A 24,490-nucleotide genomic window follows, 5' to 3' on the forward strand; every position below is an offset into this window, starting at 1 on the left:
GATGACCGACCTGAACGGCCAGCGCATTGTTTCCAAACTTGATTCCGACGGCACGCTGACCGTTGCGCTTGAGGACTTCACCCTGCCACAGCCTGAAGGGCGTCAGGTCGTTATCCGTGTGGAAGCAGCGCCAATCAACCCCTCGGACCTAGGCCTGCTGTTCGGCCCGGCAGATGTGGCAAACGCTGAATTCTCAAGCGGCAAGATCGTCGCGCGGATGCCCGATCCTGCGGTGCGCGCGATGTCCGCGCGCCACGGCGCTGCCATGCCGGTGGGCAACGAGGGGGCGGGCACCGTCATTGCGGCGGGTAATGCGGCCGAAGCGCAGGCGTTGCTTGGCAAGCGTGTCACCTGCTTCCCCGGCGGCATGTATTCCACGCTGGCCGTGGCGGACGCCGCGACATGCCTCGAACTTGCCGAGGGCATCACTGCTGAGCAGGGCGCGTCTGCTTTCGTCAACCCGCTGACCGCGCTCAGCTTTACCGAAACGATGCGCCACCTTGGCCACAAGGCCCTGGTCCACACCGCTGCCGCATCCAACCTTGGGCAGATGCTGGTGAAGATCTGCCAGGCCGATGGCATCCCGCTGGTCAACGTGGTGCGCAACGATGCGCAAGTGGCGATCCTGAAGGGGCTGGGCGCAGAGCATGTGGTGGACAGTTCGAAGGACACGTTCCTCGAAGACCTTGCTGCTGCGGTTGGAGCCACCAAGGCGACAATGGCATTCGATGCAATCGGCGGTGGAAAGCTGGTCAGCCAGATCATGACCGTGATGGAGCAAGTGGCCAATTCGGGCGCGGCCTACAGCCGCTATGGCTCGAACAGCCCGAAGCACGCTTTCATCTACGGGGCGCTCGACATGTCACCCACGGTGCTGACACGCAATTTCGGCTTCAGCTGGGACGTATCAGGCTGGTTGCTGACGCCGTGGATGGCCAAGCTCGGGGCCGAAGTGGTGGACAAGATGCGCCGCCGCGTGATGGCCGAGCTGACCACGACTTTTGCCAGCAACTACAAGGCGCACGTCACGCTGGAACAGGCACTTACCCGCGATGCGGCGCTGGAATACAACGCACGCCGCACGGGCGAAAAGTACCTGATTACGCCGAACGGTTGATCCAACGAAAAAGGCCCTCGCAATCGCGGGGGCCTTTTCAATTTCAGCGCTGGAAACAATCAGCCCCGGTGCGCAACGCTCTCCGGCAAATCCTTGCCAAACACCCGCTGGTAGTATTCCGCCACCAGCACGCGCTCGGTTTCGTCGCACTTGTTGAGGAACGAGAGGCGGAACGAGAAGCCGACATCGTTGAATATCTTGCTGTTCTGCGCCCACGAAATCACCGTGCGCGGGCTCATCACGGTCGAGATGTCGCCATTGATGAAGCCCTGCCGTGTCAGGTTCGCAACGCGCACCATGTCGGTCACGATTTGCGTGTCCAGTTCGGGCATTTTCTTGCTGACGATTTCGACCTCGGTCTCCTGCGCCAGATAGTTCAGCGCGACGACGAGGTTCCAGCGGTCCATCTGGCCCTGGTTAATCGCCTGCGTGCCGTGATACAGCCCGCTGGTATCGCCCAGACCCACCGTGTTGGCCGTGGCGAACAAGCGGAAATAGGGGTTGGGGCGAATCACGCGGTTCTGGTCGAGCAGCGTCAGCTTGCCCTCGGTTTCCAGCACGCGCTGGATCACGAACATCACATCCGGGCGGCCGGCGTCGTATTCGTCAAACACCAGCGCTGTCGGCGTCTGCAAGGCCCATGGCAGCAGACCTTCGCGGAATTCGGTGACTTGCAGGCCATCGCGCAGCACGATCGCATCGCGGCCGACAAGATCGATACGGCTGATGTGCGCATCAAGGTTGATGCGGATGCACGGCCAGTTGAGGCGCGCGGCCACCTGTTCGATATGAGTCGATTTGCCGGTGCCGTGATAGCCCTGCACCATCACGCGGCGGTTGTAGGCAAAGCCTGCAAGGATCGCCAGCGTGGTGTCCGGGTCGAACACATAGGTCGTGTCCACATCGGGCACACGCTCGTCAGCCCGCGAAAACGCGGGGACCTTCATGTCGATATCGATGCCGAAAGTCTCACGGACATCGATTTGCGTATCGGGTGCGGCGAGCAGCGTCGTCGCGTGGCTGTTCGGAAGTTCGCTCATCACCGCTTCGCCTATACGCGCGGGCGCTGCGCTGCAATAAGGTTTCAAAGGACCTGTCCGATAGAATGGGAGAATTTCGATGAAGCTCTATGGTGCGCTGCTATCCCCTTTTGTGCGCAAGGTGGCGGTTATCGCTACGGAAAAGGGCGTTTCCTGGGACTTGGCGCGGGGTGGGCCGGGGAGCAATGATCCTGATTTTCTCGCGTGCAGCCCTTTGGGGAAGATTCCGGCGATTGATGATGATGGCTTCACGCTGGCCGATTCGACGGCCATCGCTTTCTACCTCGATGGCCAGTACTCTGGACTGCAACTGATCCCGGACGATCCCAGGCTGCGTGCCAAGGCCGTGTTCTGGGACGAGTTTGCCGATACCGTGCTGGCAGCCTCGGGCCTCAAGATACTGTTCAACCGGCTTGTCGGGCCAAAGCTGCTCAAGGTTGGCGGGGACGAGGCCTTGGCCCTGCAGGGTGAGGCTGAACTGCCGCGCTGGGTGGACTGGCTTGAAACGCAGGCACCCGCCGATGGCTGGCTACTGGGCGATACGTTTTCCATCGCAGACATAGCCGTAGCCTCGATCTTCCGCACTCTCGCCTATGTCGGGCACGGTGTGGACGCTGCCGCGCGGCCGAATACGGCAGCATGGTATGCCCGCGTCACAGCCCGGCCTGCGTGGGCAGAAGTTGCAGCCAAGGAGGAGCCGATCGCGCAGCGTATCATGGCAATGTGATACGCTTGCGGGAGAGCGCCGTGACGCTCTCCCGCATCGCTTCAACGTTTTGACCTTGCGACATACCAACTAGTCGGTATGTCTTTGGGTATGATCCCGAATCGCCCCTTTCGCCCCCCGGCCGTGACCGCGCGGGACAAGCTGCTTGAGGCGGCGGTGAAGTTGATTCGGACCAGCGGCTATGCCGCCACCTCGGTCGATCAGCTGTGCGCCGAAGCCGGTGTGACCAAGGGTGCATTCTTCCACCACTTCACTTCAAAGGAAGCGCTGGGGGTTGCTGCGGCAGACTATTGGTCGGCCAGCACCAGCGCGTTTTTCGCAAGCGCCCCATTCCATGATCTGCCTGACCCGGTGGACCGGGCGCTGGGCTACCTCGATCTACGCATCGCCCTGATCGGCGGACCACCCGAGGCATTTAGCTGCGTTGCGGGAACCTTGGTGCAAGAGGCATTCCGCTCCAGCGCTGCAATCCGCGTTGCCGCCGAAGCCAGCATCATGGGCAATGCCAACGCGCTCGAGGCTGATCTCGATGCAGCCATTGTTCAGTGCGGCGTATCAGGCACGACCGGGGCCAGCCTTGCGCGGCATGTTCAGGCCGTCATTCAGGGCGCTTTCGTGGTGGCCAAGACCCAGCCCGAAGAATGTGCCGCCAGCCTTGCGCGCGAACAGCTTGCGCACTTGCGGCGCTATTTCGCGATGTTGTTCGGAAGGGAAAACCAAGAGGAGTAAGTGCCATGTCCTATATCGACGGGTTCGTTCTGGCGGTGCCCACCGCCAACCGCGAAAAGTACGAAGAGGTTGCCCGCCAGTTCGATGCGATCATGATCGAACACGGTGCCCTGCGCGTGGTCGAAGCCTGGGGTGACGATGTCAAACACGGCAAGCGCACCGACTATTACCGCGCTACCGAGGCGACCGCAGACGAGGCCATCGTGTTCAGTTGGGCCGAATGGCCTGACAAGGCTACGCGCGATACCGCCCATGCCGCGATGGAAAAGCTGATGTCCGAAATGGCCGAACCCATGGACATGCCATTTGACGGCGCACGCATGATCGTGGGCGGGTTCAGCACGTTCCTTTCGTTGGGTGCTGACCGGTGACGGCCCCCCCGCTCACGCTCTGTCTCTGGTACAATGCCGATGCCGAAGCGGCAGCGCGTTTCTATGCTGCGACCTTTCCCGACAGCAGCCTTGATGCGATCCACCGCGCGCCCGGCGATTTTCCGGGCGGCGCTGCGGGGACGGTGCTTACGGTCGAATTCACCGTGCTGGGCGCTCCTTGCATCGGCCTCAACGGCGGGCCGCAATTCCCGCACACCGAGGCGTTCTCGTTTCAGGTCGCGACCGATACGCAAGAGGAAACCGACCGCTACTGGAACGCCATCGTCGGCAACGGCGGGGCGGAAAGCGCTTGCGGCTGGTGCAAGGACAAATGGGGCCTGAACTGGCAGATCACGCCGCGCGTCCTGAGCGCAGGGATGTCCGACCCTGATCCTGATGTTCGCGCGCGCGTATTCGCGGCGATGATGACAATGCGCAAGATTGATCATGCTGCCATTGAAGCCGCAGCGAAAGGGAACTGACATGAACGAACTTTCGATCACCCGCTACATTGCCGCATCGCCTGAAAAGGTCTGGGACGTTCTGGCCAATCGGCAGGAGGAATGGTGGTGCCCCAAGCCGTGGTGGATCACCATGATCGCGCAGGAACGCCGTGCAGGCGGGCGCAGCGCGATGGTGATGCACGGGCCTGATGGCGAGGAAATGCCGCAAGAAGGCATTTTTCTTGCGTGGGAAGAAGGCCGCCGCTTCGTGACGACCGATGCGGTAACCGCAGATTTTCAGCCTTCCGATCCGTTCATGATCGGCATCTGGGAAATCGCGCCCGAAGGCGATGGCACCCGCTACACCGCCAGCGCCCGGCACTGGACCGAGGAAGCGATGAACAACCATGCGGAAATGGGCTTCGAGGCCGGCTGGAACGCTTGTGCCGATCAGCTTCAGGCCCTGTGCGAGCAGTAACGGCAACCAGTTTGGCCCTATCCCGCGCTGGAAAGTTCCCGGAAGGCGTTTATGGTTCCCGCTTCCGCTGTGGAGGGAACTGCAATGAGCCTGTTTGATTCGATCCTTGGTCAAGTGACGCAAAACGTCAACATCAAGAACCTTGCCGCCAAAGTCGGTCTCGATCCCGCCATGGCTGAAAACGCCATTGCCGCGCTCGCTGCCGGTCACCAGTCGAAGAACGACACGATCGAAACCGCTGCTGCCAGCTCCGGGCTGGACGCGTCGAAGCTGCAGGAAATCGTCGGCCACATCGGAGGCGAAGGCTCGCTCGCCAGCTTTGCCTCGATGCTCGGCCAAAGCCCCGATGCACTCGGCAAGGTCGCTGGCTTCCTTGACAAGGACGGCGATGGCAATCCGTTGAATGACCTTGCCGGTATGGCCAAGGGCATTTTCGGCAGCTAACGCAACCTGATGCTCGATACTGCGCTTTCCCTGCTGATGCTCGCTGCCGTCGCCCTTGTGGGCGGCGCGGTGTTTCTGTTGCGGCGGGGAGAGCGCAAGCGTCCCATCCTCATGCTCACGCTGGCGAGCGTGATGGTGATGAACCTGATCATCTGGACCTTGCCCGACAAGAGCGGCAGCACGCTGGCCGAAGCTGCCAAGCAGGGCGGGCCGCAATAGTCAGCCCAGCTCGATGCACCCGCCATCGACGCATAGGTCTACCCCGTTGATAAAGCTCGCTTCCTCGCTGGCGAGGAACAGCACGGCGCGCGCCACTTCCTCGCTCGTGCCCATGCGGCCGATGGGCACGACGGACGAGAGCATGTCGCGCATCCCCTGAATTTCCTCCGCGCTTGCATCGCGCTTGAAGATCTCGGTGTCAGTCGGGCCGGGGCTGACCATGTTCACGCGGATGCGGCGGGCCAGCAGTTCCTTGCCCACAATCCGCGCCATCGCCCGCAAACCGGCCTTGGCGGCTGCATAGGCGACGTTTCCGGGGACCGCCGCCATCGATCCGATCGAGCCGGTGATGACGATGGAGCCGCCATCGCGTATCAGCGGCAGGGCCTTTTGAATCGCAAAGAATGCGCCGCGCAAGTTGACGGTGTGGATCTGATCCCAGAACTCCGGCGTGACATCGGGCACCATCGCAAAACCGCCCACTCCGGCGTTCACGAACAGCACGTCGATGCCGCCCAAGGCCTCCTTGGTGTCGTTCAGGGCGCTTTTGGTGTCGTTCAAGATCGCCATATCGGAACGGATGCACAGGGCGTCCAGCTCTTCCGCAATCTCCCGCAGCGCATCGGTATTGCGCCCGGTGATGGCGAGCTTCGCGCCCTCAGCCGCGAACATGCGCGCGGCGGCGAGGCCGATCCCGGCGGTGCCGCCAAGGATCAGCACGCACTTGTTATCGAACCGCAACACCGCCTCAGAACATCGTGTTGGTGTTGGCGGCGGTTTCGGGAACCGGGGAGAGGACGTCCCAATGCTCCATCACCTTGCAGCCTTCGACACGGAAGATATCCACCACCGCGAACCCGCGCTTGGCCGCTGCATCGCCCATTTCGTTCCAACCGTGGCTGTGCACCGCCACGATATTGCCATCGGCGATCACGCGATGAATCTTGGTCTTCTGCGTAGGATTGTTGGCCACGAACGGTTCGAGAAAGGCAATCGCCGCGTCGCGCCCGGTGGCGGCGAAGGGATTGTGCTGGATATAGCCCGGATCGACCCACTTTTCGAAGGAGGAGCGCACCTTCTTCTGCATGTAGAATTCGTCCATGAACTGGCTGACAACCTCCTTGGGCGTCAGCTTGCATTCCTCGGCCTGCGCGGCGCTCGCGGTTAGCGCGAAGGCAATTGCGGTGGTGAAAAGGCGCATCGTTTTTCTCCCTTCAAAACATGCTGTTGGGGTTTACCGGATTTGCCGGCACGTCCTGGATCACGTCCCAGTGTTCCACGATCAGGCCATCGGCCACGCGAAAGATATCGACCACGGCCAGCCCCGCATCGCCCGGCCAGCGCACCACGTGGGTGTGCGTGATGACATGATCACCGTCGACAAAACTGCGATGAATGGTCTGCGTGGCATCGGGCGATTCAGCGCGCACGCGATCCAGAAAGCCCTTCAATGCGGCCACCGAAGGTTCGGCCAGCGAGGAATGCTGGACGTAACCGGGCGCGATGTAGCGGTCCACCGCGCTGCTATCCATCGCGATCAGGACCTTGTGATACATCTCCAGCACCAGATCGTGATTGGCCTGTTCCTGCACGGTGCGCGGCATGCGTTCTCTCCCCTTTATTTATAACATTTGGTAGAGTATGCCTTGCGATGAGAAGGCCGTCAAAGCCTCAATGACACGTTTGGGAGAAGTGATGACCCGCGCCGAGCTTTACGCCGTTCTGGACCGCTTTCTGGCCGCGCTGAATGCCCGCGATCCCCATTCGCTCGACTGGGCGAGCCAAGCGAATCACAGCGAGAACAACGTCATGCTGGAAATCGGCGATGGCGTGTGGGGCACGATTGACCGGCTGGGCGATTACCAGTTGCGCTTTGCTGACGTGAAAACACGGCAGGTGGGGTACTTCGGCACCGTGATCGAACCAATCGAAGAATCCGCTTTCACGCTGCGCCTCGGCCTCAATGATGCAAGGCAGATTGCTGAGTGTGAAATGCTGATCGTTCGCCAGTCTGACAGCGGCATCAAGTTCGAAAACTGCCGCTATTGGGACAAGCCGATCCTGCACCGCGAGGCAGAAGCGCCGGTTGCCCGCGAAGAAATGGTGCGCCTGTCCAACGGCTATTTCGATACGCTCCAGCGCAACGATGGCACGATCCACACCAGGTTCCATCCCGATTGCAACCGCGTGGAAAACGGCGTCCAGACCACGCGCAACCCGGACTTTGCCAAGATCGTGCCGGTATCGGCGCTGGGCTGCGAAGAGCAGTTCCGCATGGGCAACTACCGCTACGACGACGATCTGCGCGCCCGCCGTTTTCCGCTGGTGGATGAAGAACGCGGGCTGGTGCTGGCCTTCGGTTTCATCGACCATTCGGGCCGCTTGCGCGAATTTCAGCTTACCGATGGGCGCACGGTGAAAAGCCCGGTACTGCGGCCGCACAGCTTCTACATCTCCGAACTGTTCAAGATCGATCACGGCATGATCGAACAGATCGAGGCGAACTTCATCACTGTGCCCTATCGGATGCCAAGTCCTTGGGACTCCCTGTGATGCGCTCTGCCAAAAAGGCGGTGTTGGGATTGGGAGCGTTGGCGCTGGCGGCCTGCGCTATCGCTGCCTCGCCGCCGCAAGTGGGCGCCGGAAGCGAATGGACCAGCCCCGGTGGCGACATGGGCAAGACCCACCATTCGCGCCTGACCGCGATCAATGCCGAAAACGTCAGCCAGCTTGGCCTCGCATGGGAAGCCGAACTCGGCACCCTGCGCGGGCAGGAAGCGACGCCAGTGGTGGTGGATGGCGTGCTTTACACTTCGGGCACCACGGGCCGTGCCTATGCCTTCGATGCGGCGACGGGCAAGGAACTCTGGCGGTTCGAGCCGGAAGTGGACATGCAGGTCAACCGCACGGTCTGCTGCGACATGGTAAACCGAGGCCTCGCTGTCGCGCGGGGCAAGGTCTTCGTCGCCGCGCTTGATGGCTGGATGTACGCGCTGGATGCCAGGACCGGCGCGGTGGTGTGGAAGACCGATTTCATCGAGGACCGTAAGCGCGGCGACAATTCCACTGGCGCCCCCGAAATTGCGGGCGATGTGGTGGTCGTGGGCATGAGCGGCGCGGAATACGATGTGCGCGGCTATGTCACCGCGCTCGATCTGGAAACCGGAAAGCTGCGCTGGCGCTGGCACGTGGTACCGCACGATCCCAAGCTGGGACCGCAGGAAACGCCGGAACTGGAAGTCGCGTTGAAAACGTGGGATCCGAACAGCCGCTGGGATATCGGCGGCGGCGGCAGTCCTTGGGATGCGATTGCTTTCGATCCTGAAACCGGGCTGGTGATCGTCGGCACCGGCAACGGCGGGCCATATGCCACGTCGAAGCGTTCACCGGCCGGTGGTGACAACCTCTATCTCGCCAGCCTTGTCGCGCTCGATCCCAAGACCGGGCGGATGAAATGGCACTATCAGGAAACCCCCGGCGACAACTGGGATTTTACCGCCACGCAGCCGATGATTTTCACGCGGATGAAGCTGGACGGTGAAGACCGCCCGGTGGTGCTGCACGCGCCCAAGAACGGATTCCTCTATATTCTGGACAGGCGCGACGGAAAGCTGCTGCGCGCCAATCCCATCGTGCGGACCAACTGGACGAAGGGCATCGATCCCAAGACTGGTCGCCCGATCCTTGATCCAGAAGCGGCGGATTATACCACCGGCCCCAAGATCGTTTTCCCCGCCACCACTGGCGCGCGCAACTGGCACCCGGCCAGCTATGATCCAGCAACCGGGCTGTACATCGGTGCGGTGCTCGACATGGGGAACATGATCTTCATGACCGAGGGGCAGAAGCCCTACAAGGCGCGCGGGCTGAACAACGATGCCGCGCTGATCTTCACGCCTGATGTGAAGGAAGCACTGGCGGGTTTTCCGCCTGCCTTCGGTGATGCAGTGCGCAAGACGCCAGCCTATGCCGAGGCGCTGAAGAACCCGGCCAGCGCGCAGATCCGCGCCATCGACCCGCTTACCGGAAAGACGGTGTGGGCCGCTGATACGGCAGGCTGGCAGGACCGGGGCGGGGTGCTGACCACCGCCAGCGGGTTGACGATCCACGGCGGGGTGACCGGCAAGCTGTTTGTTCGCGAAACGAAGACCGGCAAGTTGCTGAAGGAAATCGACACTGGCACCGCGATCATGGCCGCGCCAATGACCTATGAGGTTGGCGGCGTTCAGTACATCGCAGTCATGGCCGGGTGGGGCGGGGGCGGCTATCCGTTCGTGCCGCGCTATTCGGCGGCGTATAACCGCACCAACACCAATCGGCTGCTGGTGTTCAAGATCGGCGGCGGCAAGGTGCCTATGCCCGATCTGCGGCCCGCGCTGGAAGTCGCGCCAGCACCGCCTGCGCAGGCCACCAGCGTGACGGCGGCTACCATCGCGCGCGGGCAGGGGCTGTTCTTCGGCAACTGCGCGATCTGCCACGCCAATCAGCCGCGCTCGATCACGCCGGATTTGCGCCGTATGCAGCCAGGTACGCACGAAGTCTTCCGCGAGATCGTGATGGAGGGGCTGCTTGTTCCCAATGGGATGCCGCGCTGGAACGATATACTGAAGCCCGAGGATACCGAAGCCATCCATGCCTACCTGATCGACCTGCAAGGCCAGACCCGTAAAGATGAGTTGGAAAAACAGAAAGCCGGAAAGCCGCTCGACGGGCCGAGCCTGACGATCCTGTCGAACTATTGATGCAAGACGCCAAACCCCAAACACCATCGTCACCCCGGGCTTGACCCGGGGTCCCGCTTTCTTCTGCTGACGTCACAAAAAAGAAGCGGGATCCCGGATCAAGTCCGGGATGACGGTTGAGGGGAAAGGCTTGAAAGGAATTGCTGAATGGACTTCTCCACGCTCGACAATCCCCGCCTCGAATTCGCCTTCGCCTGCCGCTTGCGCTTCACCCGCGTGCAGATGGTGCCTGACCTGCCTTCGGGTGGGATGCGCAGCGCGGTCTATGTGGACGAGGGCGACTTCGAAGGCCCGCGCCTGAAGGGGAAGGCCGTGCCCAATTCGGGCGGCGACTACGCCTTCTTCCGGCCCGACGACACGGCGGTGTTCGATGCGCGCTATGTGCTCGAAGTCGACGACGGCACGCTGATCTACATGCAGAACAAGGGCTTCCTGTGGGGGCGCGAGCCGGGCACGATGGACCGCTTGCGCGCCTGGGCTTTTGCCGGGGGTGAGCCGGTCCCCCACGCTGAATACTACCTGCGCGCGCAACCGACGTTCGAAACGAGCAAGGGCAAGCACGACTGGCTGACTCGCCACGTGTTCATAGGTGTGGGGGAGCGCAAGCCGGATGGCAATTACGTGAAGTATTACGCGCTGACGTGAGCCGGAAAAGCCCCCTCCTCTTCAGAGGAGGGGGTTGGGGGTGGTGGCGTCCAAGCGCTGTGCGATGCCGGAAACACCACCCCCCGGCCCCCTCCTCTGAAGAGGAGGGGGAGGCTTGACGAAAACCTCTTCACACCGCATAACAATAACAATTGTTAGAAAAATACATGGGAGAATCCGTCCGGTGAAGCTTCACCTTCCCCCCCGCGTCAGCCCGAAGCAGTTCCAGTCCGCGATGACCGCCTTTGCCGGTGTCGTCGGCAAGGACTGGCTGATGGACACCGATGCCGACCGCGATGCCTACGCCGATACATACGCCCCCGGCAGCACCGAGGAGTGGCCCGCATCGGCCGCCGTCGCGCCTGCCAGCGTGGATGAAGTGCGCGCTATCGTGCGGCTGGCGAACGAGCACAAGGTGCCGTTGTGGCCCGTCGCGCGTGGCAAGAACCTGGGGTACGGCACCGCCGCACCGCGCATGGAAGGCACCGTGGTGATGGACCTCGGGCGCATGAACAAGGTGCTCGAACTCGATTCCACGCTGGCCTATTGCGTGGTCGAACCGGGCGTGGGGTTCTTCGATCTTTACGACCAGATCCAGCGCGAGAAGGCACCGCTTTGGCTGTCGGTCCCCGGCAATGCCTGGGGTTCGGTGCTGGGCAATGCGCTCGAACACGGCATCGGTTACACCTCCTATGGCCTCCACGCGCGCAACCTTTGCGGGATCGAGGCCGTGCTGCCCGACGGGGATCTGGTCCGCACCGGCATGGGCGCGATGGCCAACAACCCCGCGTGGCATCTCTTCCCGATGAGCTATGGTCCAACGTGGGATCTGGCGTTCTCGCAATCCAACCTCGGCATCGTGACCAAGGCGGGCGTGTGGCTGCAGCCCGCGCCGGAAACCTCGCTCGAGATCGTGTGGGATATTCCCAAAGTGGAGGACATCGGCTGGGTGATCGACACGATCACGCCGCTCAAGATTTCCGGCCTGATCGACCAGAACGTGTTCATCCCATCGTGGCTCGGCAAGATGGTGCTGAAAGGTCAGCGCAAGGATTTCTGGGACAAGCCATCGGCCATTCCCGATTGGCGCGTGGACGAACTGCTCAAGGAGCACAAGCTGGGCTACTGGCAGGTCGCGCTGCGGCTCTATGGCGAGGAACCGGTGGTCAAGGCGCGGGCCGAAGTGGTCAAGGCGGCGATGAAGCGGCATCTGGATGCAGCACCGCAAGAGAATTGGTGGCGGCAGGGCGATCCCATCGGACAGTATGAAACTACGATGGGCGTTCCGTCCGCCGTGCCATTGCAGATGTCGGACTGGATCGGCGGGCGCGGGGCGCACATGGGCTTTTCGCCGGTGGTTCCCGCCACGGGCAAGCACGTGCTGGATCAGATGGCGCGCAGCCGCAAGATCATCGCCGATTTCGACGTCGATTTCTATGCCAGCTTCACCATCGGCGGGCGCTTTGCCAACAACGTCAACATGCTGATGTATGATCGCGACAATGCAGAAGAAGTCGCCAAGATGCGCAAGCTGTTCGACGCGCTGATCGTGGAGACGGCCAAGGCAGGCTATGCCGAATACCGCACGCATCTGGGCTGGATGGACCCGGTGATGGAAACCTTCGATTTCAACAACCACGCGCTGCGCCGCTTTGACGAGAAGGTGAAGTCTGCGCTCGACCCCAACGGGATCATCGCACCGGGCAAGCAGGGCGTCTGGCCCGCCGCCTATGCCGACAAGCGCGGCTCTGCGTACAAGGGAGGGCAGTGAGATGAAGCGGATCGTGATTGCCGCCGCTCTCGTGGCGATGGGGGCAGCGGCCTATGCGCAGGCACCGGCAGGCCCTCCGCCAATGCCGCCCTACATGCTCCGCCCGCTCGCGCCCGAAGGTGACCGTTTGAAATCCGGCCGCGATGGCAAGACCTTGTTCGAAGCGCAGTGCGGCTATTGCCACCTCGCTGGAGGCATGGGTACCAACCTGCTGACCAAGCAGCAGATGATGGCGGGCAATCCGCCAGAAAAGGGCCTGCTCTCCAACCGTGACGATCTGACGCGCGACTATGTGAAGTCGGTTGTCCGCATGGGCAAGGGCGCGATGCCGCAGCAGACCAAGGTGGACCTGACCGACGCGGAGCTGGATGCCGTGGCGGTCTACCTCGGGAAGGCCGACTGATGCGCCTTTCCCGTCGCTCGATGCTCAAGGGCAGCGCATTGGCTGGCTCTGCCATCGCCGTGCCTGCCTTTGGCAACAGCCTTGGTAATGCGCCGTTGGTGGTGTTCGACAGCCGCATTCCGGAATCGTTGGCGTTTGCCGCTACAACCGGTGGTGAGGCGCGGCTCGATCTGGCGCAAGGCCTTGAAAAGACATGGCGTGCGCTCGATTTTCCGCAAAGCGTGACGGGCCTCACACGCTGGAGCGACTGGACTGCGCTACGAGGACATCTTGAGGAGCAGGGCTTGCGACTCGAGGAAGAAATGCGTGTTGCATCGCCGCTCTCAGGCCGCACGCATCTCTTCCGCTGGACAATGACCGCGCGCTGATCCCTCGCGACCCTTTTACCGTGCGCCAACGTTGCACCGCGTGAAATGCGCTGTCTCCATAGGATGCACGTCGCCCCGCAACCGCCATAGCAGAAGCGCGAAATTTAACGGCATGTGGACTTGACCCACGCTCTCGCTCATTTAGTAAGTGTTGCTAACAAAATTCCGACTGAAGCGGAATCGGGAGAGAGGCAGCGCGAGGCGATGGACGAGAGACCCTCTACCACTGCAAGCCACAATGGGCCGTGTCGCCAGTCCAGACCCGCTCCGCGCATGAACGCCGGGGCCAAATTCAACCGTTGGGGATAATCCGTGCGCGCTATCGATTACTTTGACCGTGGCCATGATCGCAACCCGCAGCGGCTTGCGATTGTCGACACCGACAACGGCCTTAAACTGACGTTTGCCGAGACGAGGGCGCTTTCCGTGCGCATCGCCGCCGCACTGCAAAAGGGCGGGTTTGAAAATCAGGACTTGCTGGGCCTCTATGGCCCAAACGATGGCATGTTGCTGGTTGCGTTGCTGGCGATGTGGCGCGCGAACGGAAAGTGGATTCCGGTCAACACGCGCAATGCGATCGATGCCAACGCCGCCTATATCAACTACGTTCGCCTCAAATGGATGGTCTATCATTCGTCCAAGGCCGACGAAGTGGATCAGCTCAAGGCGCTTTGCCCCACGCTTCAGCACTTCGTCTGCCTCGACAAGCGCATGGGTGATGATCCCAGCCTTGAAGAATTCATGGTAGGCGTTTCCGAAGCAGACTTCATCGAGCCGGAAATCGATGCTTTCGGCAACCTGATGGACATGGTCGGCATCTTCCCCACCGGCGGCACCACCGGCCCCTCAAAGGGCGCGAATGTAACCAACCTTGGCTGGGGCACGATGATCGAAACCGCCGCCGATGGTATGGGCGGGCGCACCGATGATCCGGTGGCGCTGGTGTCCGCGCCGATCACCCATGCGGCCGGGCCGATTGCGCTTTCGACGTTGAGCCTTGGCGCGACGCAAGTGATCCTGCCCGGCTTTGATGCCGAGGGCGTGCTCCGCACTATTGCGGAGTACAAGGTCACGCACATGTACCTGCCGCCAACCGCGCTGTACCAGTTGCTCGCTTCGCCGGAACTGGGTAGCCACGACTACTCCAGCTTGCGCATCTTCATCCTCGTCGGTTCACCCTGCAGCCCGGAAAAACTGCGGCAGGCGGTCGAGGTCTTTGGCCCTGCGATGTGCCAGGCCTATGGCCAGGTCGAATGTCCGATGATCGTATCGTGGTTCCCGCCGGAAGATGTGGCAAAGTTTGCCGCATCTTCGCCCGAAAGGCTTGCCGCCTGCGGCAAGCCCACACGGTCGATCAAGGTTGCGCTGCTGGACGACGATGGCAACGAAGTGCCGCTGGGCGAAGCAGGCGAGATCTGCGTGCGTGGCGCGCTGGTGACGCATTCCTACTTTGAAAAACCGGAAGAAACCGCCGAAATCCGCAAGTTTGGCTGGCACCACACCGGTGACGTCGGCAAGTTCGATACCGATGGTTACCTCTATATCGTTGATCGCAAGAAGGACATGGTCGTCTCTGGCGGGTTCAATGTGTTCACTGCCGAAGTCGAAGCTGCCGTGACCGAAATCGCGGCGGTTCGCGAAGCTTGCGTCTTTGGCATTCCGCACGAAAAATGGGGCGAACAGGTCCACGCTGTTGTCGTGGCCGAAGGCATTACCGAGGCAGAGGTCATCGCCTATACCAAGGAACGCCTCGGCGGCGTGAAAGCGCCAAAATCTGTCACGTTTGTGGACTCGATTCCGCGCACCGCTGCGGGCAAGATGGACAAGAAGGCGTTGCGGGCTCCGTACTGGGGCAACAGCGATCGCATGGTGAACTGATCCGGCAAAAAGCCGGGCGCATGGAAGAATGATCCGGCACAGCCGGACTGGGTGGAGAGGGTTGAAGATGCGTTTGAACCGCAAGTTGCACGTGATGCTCGCCGGAACGCTGGCGCTTGCTCTACCGCTGGCTGCCTGCACGATGGTGGGGGCGGACGAGCTTGGGACGGACAATGCCGGTCAGGTGGTGGACGCACAAAGCATCATCGCTGCTGATGGGGCCAACTGGCTGTCCTATGGCCGGACTTATGACGAACAGCGCCATAGCCCGCTCAACCAGATTACGGCCGAAAACGTCGGCCAGCTTGGCCTTGCGTGGTCAGCCGATATGGACACGGCGCGAGGGCAAGAAGCCACACCGCTGGTGATCGACGGCAAGATCTACCTCACCACCGCATGGTCCAAGGCCAAGGCCTATGACGCGCTGACAGGCAAGGTGCTGTGGGAATTCGATCCCAAGGTGCCGGGCGAAACAGCGGTCAAGGCCTGCTGCGATGTGGTCAACCGCGGTATGGCGGCATGGGGTGACAAGCTCTATTTCGGCACGCTCGATGGACGCCTGATTGCGCTTGATCGCAACACAGGCAAGCAGGTGTGGTCCACCGTCACGGTCGACCAGTCCAAGCCCTACACCATCACCGGCGCACCGCGCGCGATGGGCGGTTTGATCGTGATCGGCAATGGCGGCGCGGAAATGGGCGTGCGTGGCTATGTCACCGCCTATGATGCGGAAACCGGCAAGCAGGTCTGGCGGTTCTACACCGTGCCTGACATGCCGGGGAAGAACGACGAGGAATACCTCAAGAAAGCAGAAGCCACCTGGAAGGGTGAATGGTGGAAGCTGGGCGGTGGCGGCACCGTGTGGGATGCCATGGCCTATGATCCCGAGCTGGACCTGCTCTATATCGGCGTGGGCAACGGCAGCCCGTGGAATCAGGCCTATCGTTCGCCCGGCGGTGGCGACAACCTCTATCTCTCCTCCATCGTGGCGATCAAGGCCAAGACGGGCGAATACGTCTGGCACTATCAGGAAACGCCGGGCGAAACGTGGGACTTCACGGCCACGCAGCATATCATGCTCGCCGATCTGGAAATCGATGGAAAGCCGCGCAAGGTGCTGATGCAGGCACCCAAGAACGGCTTCTTCTATGTGCTTGATCGCACCAACGGGAAATTCATTTCGGGCAATGCCTATGCTCCCGTGAACTGGGCAAAGGGGCTTGATCCCGTCACTGGCCGTCCAATCGAAAACCCCGAAGCGCGCTATGACATCACCGGCAAGCCGTTTGTCAGCACCCCGGGTGCAGCAGGCGCGCATTCTTGGCACCCGATGGCCTATGACCCAACCGAAGGGCTGGTATATATTCCAGCGCAATTCGCGGCCTATCCGTACTTCCCGGAAAAGGATTGGAAGCCTCAGTCCGTGGGTTTCAACACCGGGATCGACAGTGCTGCCGGTGCCATGCCTGCGATCAAGGAAGCGCGCGATGCGGCCAAAGCTGCCACTACCGGTGCGGTAGTGGCGTGGGATCCGGTCGCAAAGAAGGAGCGCTGGCGCATTCCGTTTGCTGGCCCGTGGAACGGTGGCCTGCTTTCGACTGCTGGTGGCTTGCTGTTTCAGGGTAACGCCACTGGCACATTCGCGGCCTATTCCTCCAAGGATGGCAAGCAGCTCTGGTCATTCCCGGCGCAGACAGGCGTCGTCGCCGCGCCCATCACGTTCAAGGCCGGCAATGACCAATACGTCGCGGTTCTCGCAGGCTGGGGCGGCGTGTGGCCATTGGCCACCGGCGTTTTGGCAGACAAGTCCGGCCCCGTGCGCAACATCAGCCGCCTGCTGGTGTTCAAACTCGGCGGCAAGAGCAAGTTGCCCGATGCCCCACCGTTTGAAGAACGTCCGCTCAATCCGCCCGCGATTGTCGGTACGCCCGCCACGATCGCGCAGGGCGGCAACCTTTACGGCAAATACTGCACGGTCTGCCATGGCGATGCTGCGATTGGCGGCCTGCTGCCCGATTTGCGCCACAGCGCGATGAACACCGATCCTGCCGCGTGGCAGACTGTCGTGCATGATGGGGCGCTGGTGGACAACGGCATGATCGGCTGGGGCAAGTACATGACGAAGGAGCAGATCGAATCGATCCGCCACTATGTCATCAAGCGTGCGAACGAGGACAAGGCGCTGGAAACGCGCTGACGGATTGCTATATGATAGAGCAATCATAACCGAACGGAGAGACTCATGACGCATCTTTATCCGAATCTGATCAATGGTGAGCTTGTCACCACCGAAGCCTCGCTCGATGTCGTCAACCCGGCCAACGAACAGGTTATCGGCCGCGTTCCTGCCTGTGGCGCTGCCGAACTCGACCGCGCCGTTGCCGCTGCCCGCGCAGCATTCAAGACATGGTCGAAGACTCCGGTCGATGATCGCCGTACCGTGATCCGCAACATGGCTGCCGCCATCGACGCGAATTTTGACGAGCTTTTCCGCTTGCTCACCAGCGAGCAGGGCAAACCGCACCACCAAGCGCAGCACGAAATCGGCGCCTGTTCCGGGATCATGAACGCGCAATCAACGCTCACCCTTGAAGAGACGATCAACGAAGACAGCGACACGCGCTTCAGCCGCACACGCCGCGTGCCGGTTGGCGTCGTGGCGGGAATTGTGCCGTGGAACTTCCCCATCCTGATGGCCGTGCAGAAGATCGCGCCTGCAATCCTTTCAGGCTGCACCATCGTGCTCAAGCCGTCGCCTTTCACGCCGCTGACCACGCTCAAGTTTGCCGAACTGATCAAGGACATCGTGCCCGCAGGCGTGGTCAACATCATCACCGGTGAAGATTCGCTCGGCCCGCTGATGACCTCGCACCCCGATATCGACAAGATCACCTTCACCGGATCGACTGCCACCGGCAAGCGCATCATGGAAGGCGCATCGAAGGATCTGAAGCGCATCACGCTGGAACTTGGCGGCAATGATGCCTCGATCGTGCTGCCCGATGCCGATGTGGCCAAAGTTGCCGAACAGCTGTTCTGGTCAAGCTTCACCAACGCAGGCCAGATCTGCGTCGCTGCCAAGCGCGTCTACATCCATGAGGATATCTATGACGAGATGAGCGCTGCGATTGCCGAATATGCCAAGACCGTCACAGTCGGCGATGGCGCCAACCAGGGCACCGGCGTCGGCCCGATCCAGAACAAGAAGCAGTTCGAGCGCGTGTGCGAACTGATCGAGGATGCCAAGGCCAATGGCTACAAGTTCCTCGTCGGCGGCGATGTCGATCCTTCGGGGTCGGGCTACTATGTGCCGATCACCATCCTCGACAATCCGCCAGAAGACGCGCGCATTGTGGCCGAGGAACAGTTCGGCCCGGTCATGCCGCTGATGAAGTTCTCGTCCGATGATGAAGTGATCGCACGCGCCAACAACTCGGACTATGGCCTTGCCGGTGCCGTGTGGACCAAGGATACCGACCGCGGTGTGGCGATTGCCGAGCAACTGGAAACCGGCACGGTGTGGATCAACGAATTCCTCCACCTCTCGCCGTTTGCACCCTTCGGCGGCCACAAGCAGTCCGGCTTTGGCGCTGAATACGGCATCGAAGGCCTGAAGGAGTTCACCTACAGCCAGGTGATCACCGTCAAGAAAGACGCGCTGGTCTGATCTTTAAACAGCCCTGCCGACGACTGGTCGGCGGGGTTGTTCCTGAAAATTGCGATTGCGAAGGACTGCCCAGTGCCCATCGACCTTTCGAAGATCAAGGCTATCGACGTCCACGTCCACGCCGAGATTTCCTGCCACGATCCCGAAGACCCGGTGATGGGCAAGTACTTCGACGCAGCCTCGGCCTATTTCAAGGCCCCGCGTGAGCGGCCCAAGATGCCCGAAATCATCGAGATCTACCGCGAACAGCAGATCGCCTTCTGCATGTTCACCGTCGATTGCGAGAGCGGCATCGGTGCAAAGCGCGTGTCGAACTACGAAGTGGCCGAGATCGCCAACAAGAACGACGACATCTGCATCCCCTTCGCCTCGATCGACCCGCACAAGGGCAAGATGGGCGCGCGCGAGGCGCGTGATCTGATCGAGAACCACGGCGTGAAGGGCTTCAAGTTCCATCACATCATGCAGAATATCGAACCTGCATCGCAGCTCGGCTATCCGATCTATGAAGTGATCAACGAATACAAGCTGCCCGCCATTTTCCACACTGGCCACTCCGGCATGGGCACCGGGATGCGCGGCGGCGGCGGGGTTCGCCTCAAGTACGGCCAACCCATGCTGGTCGATGATGTTGCAGTCGATTTCCCCGACATGAAGATCATCCTTGCCCACCCGTCATGGCCGTGGGTGGATGAAAGCCTGTCGATGGCGCTGCACAAGGACAACGTCTTCATCGACCTGTCGGGCTGGAGCCCAAAGTACTTCGCGCCGCAGATCATCCAGTATGCCAACACGCAGTTGCGCAAGAAGATGCTGTTCGGTTCGGACTTTCCGCTGATCCACCCGCAGAAGTGGATCGATGCGGCACTGCAGGTCGGCTTCAAGGACGAAGTACTGCCCGGCATCATGAAGGACAACGCCGTCCGCGTGCTCGGCCTCGCCTGACCGGTTGAGCGGTGGCTGACCCCGACGACATCCGCGCCTGGCAACGGCTCGATGCGGAAACGACCACATCGGGCCGCATCGAGGAAAGGGACATCGTGCGCCTCGCCGATCTTGGCGTGCGCCACGTTGTAAACCTCGCGCTCGAAACCCATCCCGAGGCACTGGCCGGGGAGGGTGAAAAGCTTGCCGCGCAGGGCATCGCCTATACGCACATCCCCGTGCCATTCGATGCGCCGGGCGACGATCACTTCGCCGATTTCGTTACCGCGCTGGAACAAGGACCAACCCCGGTCCACGTTCACTGCATCATGAACTGGCGCGTCTCGGCCTTCTTCTACCGCTACAATCGCGATCATCGCGACCTGCCTGAACCGGAAGCCCGCGCGATCATGGAGCGGCAATGGTCGCCCGATGGCCATGACAGCAAGGAAGCGCAGATCTGGGCGGCGTTCATCGCACGGAGCGGCACATGACCGATCTTTCCGGCAAACACGTTGTCATCACCGGCGCTTCCACTGGCATAGGCCGCGCAACGGCCACCGCTTGCGTCAATGCGGGAGCCAAACTCACCCTGATAGCCCGCCGCGCCGACCTGCTTGAACAAGCTTCGCGCGATCTTGGCGGCAACACCGCCTTCGCCGCAGCTGACGTGGCCGATAAAGCCGCGCTAACAGCCGCACTCGATCATGCCATCGCCACACATGGCGCAATCGACGGGCTGTTTCTCAACGCCGGCATCGGCGGCATGTTCTCCGCGATCGAACACTACACCGACGAGGCTTTCGACGCGGTCATGGCGGTTAATGTAAAGGCCGTGTTCTGGGCCATCCAGCATGTCCTGCCCGCCATGAAGGAGCGCGGTAAAGGAGCGATCCTCGTCACCGGCAGCCTTGCCAGCGAACGCGGCTTGCCGATGAACGCCGCCTACGTCGCCAGCAAGCACGCGGTCCTCGGCCTTTCGCGCGCCGTCGCCAATGAAGCGGCGGAATTCGGCGTGCGTTGCAACTGTATCCTGCCCGGCCTGATCGAAACGCCGATGCTCGATGGCCTGCCTCCCGAAGCCGCGCAGCAAATGGCCAAGGCCGTGCCCCAGGGCCGCACCGGTTCATCCGACGAAGTGGCGCAAGTTGCGGCGTTCCTCTTGTCCGATGCCGCCAGTCACGTAACCGCCCAAAGTTGGGCCGTCGACGGCGGGATGCTCGGCACCATGCGAGTCTGACCCGATGACCCTGAAGTACTACCACGCCGAACCGCTGGCGAATTCGCTCAAATCGATGGTCCCGCTCAAGGAAAAGGGCCTCGCGTACGAGAGCATCTACGTCGATCTGCACAAGTTCGAACAGGGTGCTCGACCATGACGGCACGATCATCACCCACACCACGGTAATCAACGAATACCTCGAAGATGCCTTCCCCGATGCCCAGCCCGCCGACGCCCCTTTGCGCCCGCGCGATCCTGTGGGTGCGGCACGGATGCGCTACTGGAACAAGTTCATCGACGAACACGTGATGAATTATGTCTCCATGCACGGCTGGCACCGCATGGTCGGCGTCATCGCCCGCAACATCGAGAGCGGCGATTTCGAAAAGTTGCTCGAAACAATCCCGCTGCCCGACCAGCGCAAGAAATGGGCCACTGCGCGCTCCGGTTTCTCCGAGGCTGATCTCGTCAACGCCACCGCCAAGATCGAATACGCGCTTGACAAGATCGAGAAGCAGCTTGGCGAAACAAAGTGGCTGGCAGGGGGCACTTACACCCTTGCCGACATCAACTTCTATGCGCATTGCGGCGCGATGGTCGAACGCATGTTCCCGGAGATGGAGGTGGCCAAGCGGGCACCACGGCTCTGTGAATGGCGTGATCGTGTGGCTGCGCGCCCGGCAGTGGCCGAAGCGCTGAAAAGTGAGGACAGGACCGCACCGGGTCTGCGTGTCTGGTCAGGGGAAGTGCGTTAGTGGCTGGTTTCGTTCTGATTCATGGGTCCTGGCATGGCGGTTGGTGCTTCGATCCGGTGGCTGACATCCTGCGTGCGCGGGGGCACACTGTCATCGCGCCTACTCTTCCGGGCATGGGCGGCACGGCTGACGAAATGGCTGCCGTCACGCTGGCTGGCTGGGGCGATTTTGCTGCGCAGCATTGCCGCGATCTGAAAGAGCAAGGCGTTGGTCCGGTGGTCCTCGCAGGCCACTCGCGCGGTGGGCTCGTCGTCTCCACCGCGGCCGAGCGCGATCCGTCGGCGATGGACGCGCTGGTTTATATCTGCGCGATGATGCTCCCCTCCGGCATGAGCCGGGCCGAATTCAAGGAACTCGAAGGTCCCAACCCGGCGTTTGATGGCATCATCCGCAAGGTCCACGGCGGCATTGCGACCGAGATTGACAGCGAAAATGCTGCGGAAGTCTTCGCACAAATCTCGCCGCCAGATCTGGTCGAAGCGGCCATGGCAAGGCTCATGGCCGAACCTCACGCCCCGCGCTCCGAGAAGATCAGCGTAACGCCCGAACGCTGGGGCAGCCTGCCGCGCACCTATGTCGAATGCACGCTCGACCGCACCATCCCGATCAACAGCCAGCGCACGATGCTGGCGCATTCACCGGGTGCCAAGGTGGTGACGCTTGAGGCCGATCACAGCCCGTATTTGTCCAAGCCGTTGGAGCTGGCCGATGCGCTTGAAGGTGCAATTCCGGCCTAGTCGCTGAAAAAATTCAACTCCAGCAGGACGTTGTTCGGATCAGCCGTAAAGATCTGCCGCAGCCAGATGGCTGCGACAAAGTTGGTCTGGCAATCCAGCCCCATCGAACTGATGCGGCTCAACGTCTCGTCATAGCCTGAACAGTTCAGCGCCACATGATGAATCGCCCCGGTCAGCGATCCCGGCTGCACATCACGGTCATAGGCGCGCGGGCAATCGACCGCATTGATATGAACAATTGCCTTGCCGCCCGCATCGTACATCCATTGTGCGTTCTGCGGGGTGAGGGGAGGCGGACCATCGCGCCGCTCCAGCCCGAGCAGCGTGCGGTAGAACTCCGCCGTCTCGTCCAACCGGTCGGTGATGATGTTGACGTGATCCAGCGCGTTGACGTGCATGTTTGTTCTCTCCCGCAAACAAGAACGGCGGCGAAAGCATGGTGCTCCCGCCGCCGCAGAAATTCAACGAATCATACCATCAGCTCTTGAACACCACCGTCTTGGTGCCGTTCAGCAGCGCGCGGTCTTCCAGATGCAGACGCACCGCTTCGGCCAGCACGCGGCGCTCCACATCGCGCCCCTTGCGCACCAGATCCTCGGGACTGTCGGCATGAGTCACGCTTTCCACGTCCTGATGGATGATCGGGCCTTCATCAAGGTCGGTCGTCACATAGTGCCCGGTTGCGCCGATCATCTTCACGCCGCGCGCGTGTGCCTGATGATAGGGCTTTGCACCCTTGAAGCTGGGCAGGAAGGAATGGTGGATGTTGATGCAGCGGCCATTGAGGAACGAAGCCAGATCGTCAGACAGGATCTGCATGTAGCGCGCCAGCACCACCAGTTCCGCGCCCGTTTCGGTGACGATGCGCTTCACTTCGGCTTCCTGTTGCGGCTTGGTGTCCTTGGTGATCGGCAAGTGGTGATAGGGGATGTCGCCGATCAGCGAAATGTTCAGCGCTTCCTTGGGATGGTTGCCCAGAATTGCCACCACGTCCATCGGCAGTTCGCCCAACCGGGTGCGATAGAGAAGGTCACCCAAACAGTGGTCGAACTTGCTGACCATCAGGATGACTTTGCGCTTCACCGTGGTGTCACGCAGGTTCCAGTCCATCGCATATTGCTGCGCCACGGGCGCAAATGCTGCGCGGAAATGCTCGACCGAACCCTCGCCCGGATCGAACACCACGCGCATGAAAAAGTTGCCGCTCAGCGGATCGTCAAACTGCTGCGCTTCGCGAATGTTGCCCCCGGCTTCGAACAGGTTGCCGGTAACGCGGGCAACGATGCCCGGCTTGTCCTCGCAAGACAGCGTCAAAATCAGCGATGCGCTCATCAAAATCTCTCCCGTCGATCCTTCGCTTGGGCTGCGCTCATAGGGCGCAACATTTCCCATTGCGAATCTCTGCGCAGATTGTATGTGTTGCATACAAGTTTTTCAACCTGCCATTTCACAAGTCGGGAGAGTTATCATGGCAAAGAACCTTGAAGAGGTAATCAACGCGAACGGCAACGTGGTCGAAATGCTGCGCAATTCGCAGCTTGGCGCCTACGTGTACCCGGTCGTCGCACCGGAATTTTCGAACTGGCGTTCCGAACAGTGGGCATGGCAGCACAGCGCCGTCCTGTTCGACCAGTCGCACCACATGGTGAACCTGTACATTCGCGGCAAGGATGCACACAAGCTGCTGTCCGACACCATGATCAACAGCTCGAAGGGCTGGTCGGTCAACAAGGCCAAGCAGTACGTTCCCACCACGCCTTATGGCCACGTGATCGGCGATGGCATCATCTTCTGGGAAGAAGAGCAGAGC

General features: G+C 61.3%; 29 protein-coding genes and 1 pseudogene. 24 read left to right on the top strand and 6 right to left on the bottom strand.

What is annotated here, in order from left to right:
* Position 1 precedes the first annotated feature (1 nt).
* On the top strand, positions 2-1,117 hold the full coding sequence (locus B7X90_RS05895) for a zinc-binding dehydrogenase (protein WP_292622575.1): 1,116 nt from the start codon (positions 2-4) through the stop codon (positions 1,115-1,117).
* Positions 1,118-1,176: 59 nt separating this feature from the next.
* Here the strand turns inward: B7X90_RS05895 and cobS are convergent, their stop codons facing one another.
* Complete coding sequence (gene cobS, locus B7X90_RS05900; RefSeq protein ID WP_292622576.1) at positions 1,177-2,157, bottom strand: cobaltochelatase subunit CobS; 981 nt, start codon at positions 2,155-2,157, stop codon at positions 1,177-1,179.
* Between the two features lie 79 nt (positions 2,158-2,236).
* Between cobS and B7X90_RS05905 the strand changes: the two genes are divergently transcribed.
* From B7X90_RS05905 to B7X90_RS05935, 7 genes are all read left to right on the top strand, one after another.
* Positions 2,237-2,884 (top strand): glutathione S-transferase family protein, encoded by a 648-nt coding sequence (locus B7X90_RS05905; protein ID WP_292622578.1) that lies wholly within the window; start codon positions 2,237-2,239, stop codon positions 2,882-2,884.
* A gap of 123 nt (positions 2,885-3,007) precedes the next feature.
* Positions 3,008-3,613, top strand: coding sequence for a TetR/AcrR family transcriptional regulator (locus B7X90_RS05910; RefSeq protein WP_292622581.1), 606 nt, complete (start codon positions 3,008-3,010; stop codon positions 3,611-3,613).
* 5 nt (positions 3,614-3,618) lie between these two features.
* The gene (locus B7X90_RS05915) at positions 3,619-3,984 is read left to right on the top strand and encodes a DUF1428 domain-containing protein (RefSeq protein ID WP_292622583.1); all 366 of its coding nucleotides are present in this window, start codon (positions 3,619-3,621) and stop codon (positions 3,982-3,984) included.
* On the top strand, positions 3,981-4,466 hold the full coding sequence (locus B7X90_RS05920; protein WP_292622584.1) for a VOC family protein: 486 nt from the start codon (positions 3,981-3,983) through the stop codon (positions 4,464-4,466). The genes B7X90_RS05915 and B7X90_RS05920 overlap by 4 nt, the downstream gene beginning before the upstream one ends.
* Before the next feature lies 1 nt (position 4,467).
* Complete coding sequence (locus B7X90_RS05925; protein WP_292622585.1) at positions 4,468-4,905, top strand: SRPBCC family protein; 438 nt, start codon at positions 4,468-4,470, stop codon at positions 4,903-4,905.
* A gap of 84 nt (positions 4,906-4,989) precedes the next feature.
* Positions 4,990-5,349, top strand: a complete 360-nt coding sequence (locus tag B7X90_RS05930; RefSeq protein ID WP_292622587.1) for a hypothetical protein — start codon at positions 4,990-4,992, stop codon at positions 5,347-5,349.
* 9 nt (positions 5,350-5,358) lie between these two features.
* Entirely contained in the window at positions 5,359-5,568 is a 210-nt protein-coding gene (locus B7X90_RS05935) for a hypothetical protein (protein ID WP_292622589.1), read from the top strand.
* Here B7X90_RS05935 and B7X90_RS05940 read toward each other — a convergent pair whose 3' ends face one another.
* From B7X90_RS05940 to B7X90_RS05950, 3 genes are read right to left on the bottom strand one after another with little or no spacing between them, the layout of a single operon-like run.
* Positions 5,569-6,309, bottom strand: coding sequence for an SDR family oxidoreductase (locus tag B7X90_RS05940; RefSeq protein ID WP_292622591.1), 741 nt, complete (start codon positions 6,307-6,309; stop codon positions 5,569-5,571).
* A 7-nt stretch (positions 6,310-6,316) separates the two neighbouring features.
* On the bottom strand, positions 6,317-6,769 hold the full coding sequence (locus B7X90_RS05945) for a nuclear transport factor 2 family protein (RefSeq protein ID WP_292622593.1): 453 nt from the start codon (positions 6,767-6,769) through the stop codon (positions 6,317-6,319).
* A gap of 13 nt (positions 6,770-6,782) precedes the next feature.
* Positions 6,783-7,172 (bottom strand): nuclear transport factor 2 family protein, encoded by a 390-nt coding sequence (locus B7X90_RS05950; protein WP_292622595.1) that lies wholly within the window; start codon positions 7,170-7,172, stop codon positions 6,783-6,785.
* Between the two features lie 91 nt (positions 7,173-7,263).
* On the opposite strand from B7X90_RS05950, the gene B7X90_RS05955 reads away from it, so the two are divergent.
* From B7X90_RS05955 to B7X90_RS06025, 15 genes are all read left to right on the top strand, one after another.
* Complete coding sequence (locus B7X90_RS05955) at positions 7,264-8,121, top strand: hypothetical protein (protein ID WP_292622597.1); 858 nt, start codon at positions 7,264-7,266, stop codon at positions 8,119-8,121.
* Positions 8,121-10,310 (top strand): PQQ-dependent dehydrogenase, methanol/ethanol family, encoded by a 2,190-nt coding sequence (locus tag B7X90_RS05960; RefSeq protein ID WP_292622598.1) that lies wholly within the window; start codon positions 8,121-8,123, stop codon positions 10,308-10,310. Before B7X90_RS05955 ends, B7X90_RS05960 begins: the two co-directional genes overlap by 1 nt.
* A 147-nt stretch (positions 10,311-10,457) precedes the next feature.
* Positions 10,458-10,955, top strand: a complete 498-nt coding sequence (locus B7X90_RS05965; RefSeq protein ID WP_292622599.1) for a DUF3237 domain-containing protein — start codon at positions 10,458-10,460, stop codon at positions 10,953-10,955.
* 184 nt (positions 10,956-11,139) lie between these two features.
* Positions 11,140-12,726 carry an FAD-dependent oxidoreductase gene (locus B7X90_RS05970; protein WP_292622601.1) on the top strand — a complete coding sequence of 529 codons (1,587 nt, stop codon included), beginning with the start codon at positions 11,140-11,142 and terminating at the stop codon, positions 12,724-12,726.
* Position 12,727: 1 nt separating this feature from the next.
* Positions 12,728-13,129: a cytochrome c gene (locus B7X90_RS05975; protein WP_292622604.1), complete on the top strand. Its 402-nt coding sequence runs from the start codon at positions 12,728-12,730 to the stop codon at positions 13,127-13,129.
* A complete protein-coding gene (locus B7X90_RS05980) occupies positions 13,129-13,497 on the top strand; it encodes a hypothetical protein (RefSeq protein ID WP_292622605.1) in 369 nt (122 codons plus the stop codon). The genes B7X90_RS05975 and B7X90_RS05980 overlap by 1 nt, the downstream gene beginning before the upstream one ends.
* Before the next feature lie 312 nt (positions 13,498-13,809).
* Complete coding sequence (locus B7X90_RS05985; RefSeq protein WP_292622608.1) at positions 13,810-15,375, top strand: AMP-binding protein; 1,566 nt, start codon at positions 13,810-13,812, stop codon at positions 15,373-15,375.
* 67 nt (positions 15,376-15,442) lie between these two features.
* Complete coding sequence (locus B7X90_RS05990; protein ID WP_292622610.1) at positions 15,443-17,572, top strand: PQQ-dependent dehydrogenase, methanol/ethanol family; 2,130 nt, start codon at positions 15,443-15,445, stop codon at positions 17,570-17,572.
* Between the two features lie 45 nt (positions 17,573-17,617).
* Positions 17,618-19,042: an aldehyde dehydrogenase family protein gene (locus B7X90_RS05995; RefSeq protein WP_292622612.1), complete on the top strand. Its 1,425-nt coding sequence runs from the start codon at positions 17,618-17,620 to the stop codon at positions 19,040-19,042.
* Positions 19,043-19,114: 72 nt separating this feature from the next.
* On the top strand, positions 19,115-19,987 hold the full coding sequence (locus B7X90_RS06000; protein ID WP_292622614.1) for an amidohydrolase family protein: 873 nt from the start codon (positions 19,115-19,117) through the stop codon (positions 19,985-19,987).
* 11 nt (positions 19,988-19,998) lie between these two features.
* Positions 19,999-20,460, top strand: coding sequence for a sulfur transferase domain-containing protein (locus tag B7X90_RS06005; protein ID WP_292622616.1), 462 nt, complete (start codon positions 19,999-20,001; stop codon positions 20,458-20,460).
* The gene (locus B7X90_RS06010; protein WP_292622617.1) at positions 20,457-21,206 is read left to right on the top strand and encodes an SDR family NAD(P)-dependent oxidoreductase; all 750 of its coding nucleotides are present in this window, start codon (positions 20,457-20,459) and stop codon (positions 21,204-21,206) included. The genes B7X90_RS06005 and B7X90_RS06010 overlap by 4 nt, the downstream gene beginning before the upstream one ends.
* Before the next feature lie 4 nt (positions 21,207-21,210).
* Positions 21,211-21,345 (top strand): hypothetical protein, encoded by a 135-nt coding sequence (locus tag B7X90_RS06015; RefSeq protein WP_292622619.1) that lies wholly within the window; start codon positions 21,211-21,213, stop codon positions 21,343-21,345.
* Entirely contained in the window at positions 21,332-21,943 is a 612-nt protein-coding gene (locus tag B7X90_RS06020) for a glutathione S-transferase family protein (protein ID WP_292622621.1), read from the top strand. The genes B7X90_RS06015 and B7X90_RS06020 overlap by 14 nt, the downstream gene beginning before the upstream one ends.
* Positions 21,943-22,680 (top strand): alpha/beta fold hydrolase, encoded by a 738-nt coding sequence (locus tag B7X90_RS06025; protein ID WP_292622623.1) that lies wholly within the window; start codon positions 21,943-21,945, stop codon positions 22,678-22,680. Before B7X90_RS06020 ends, B7X90_RS06025 begins: the two co-directional genes overlap by 1 nt.
* On the opposite strand, the gene B7X90_RS06030 is transcribed toward B7X90_RS06025, so the two are convergent.
* Positions 22,677-23,078: a VOC family protein gene (locus tag B7X90_RS06030; RefSeq protein ID WP_292622625.1), complete on the bottom strand. Its 402-nt coding sequence runs from the start codon at positions 23,076-23,078 to the stop codon at positions 22,677-22,679. The genes B7X90_RS06025 and B7X90_RS06030 overlap by 4 nt on opposite strands.
* A 79-nt stretch (positions 23,079-23,157) precedes the next feature.
* A complete protein-coding gene (gene purU / locus B7X90_RS06035; protein WP_292622627.1) occupies positions 23,158-24,012 on the bottom strand; it encodes a formyltetrahydrofolate deformylase in 855 nt (284 codons plus the stop codon).
* A gap of 136 nt (positions 24,013-24,148) precedes the next feature.
* Here purU and B7X90_RS06040 point away from each other — a divergent pair.
* Positions 24,149-24,490, top strand: a pseudogene (locus B7X90_RS06040) (aminomethyl transferase family protein); the annotation flags it as partial.

It is taken from the genome of Novosphingobium sp. 17-62-19, assembly GCF_002256775.1.
Classification (GTDB): Bacteria; Pseudomonadota; Alphaproteobacteria; order Sphingomonadales; family Sphingomonadaceae; genus Novosphingobium.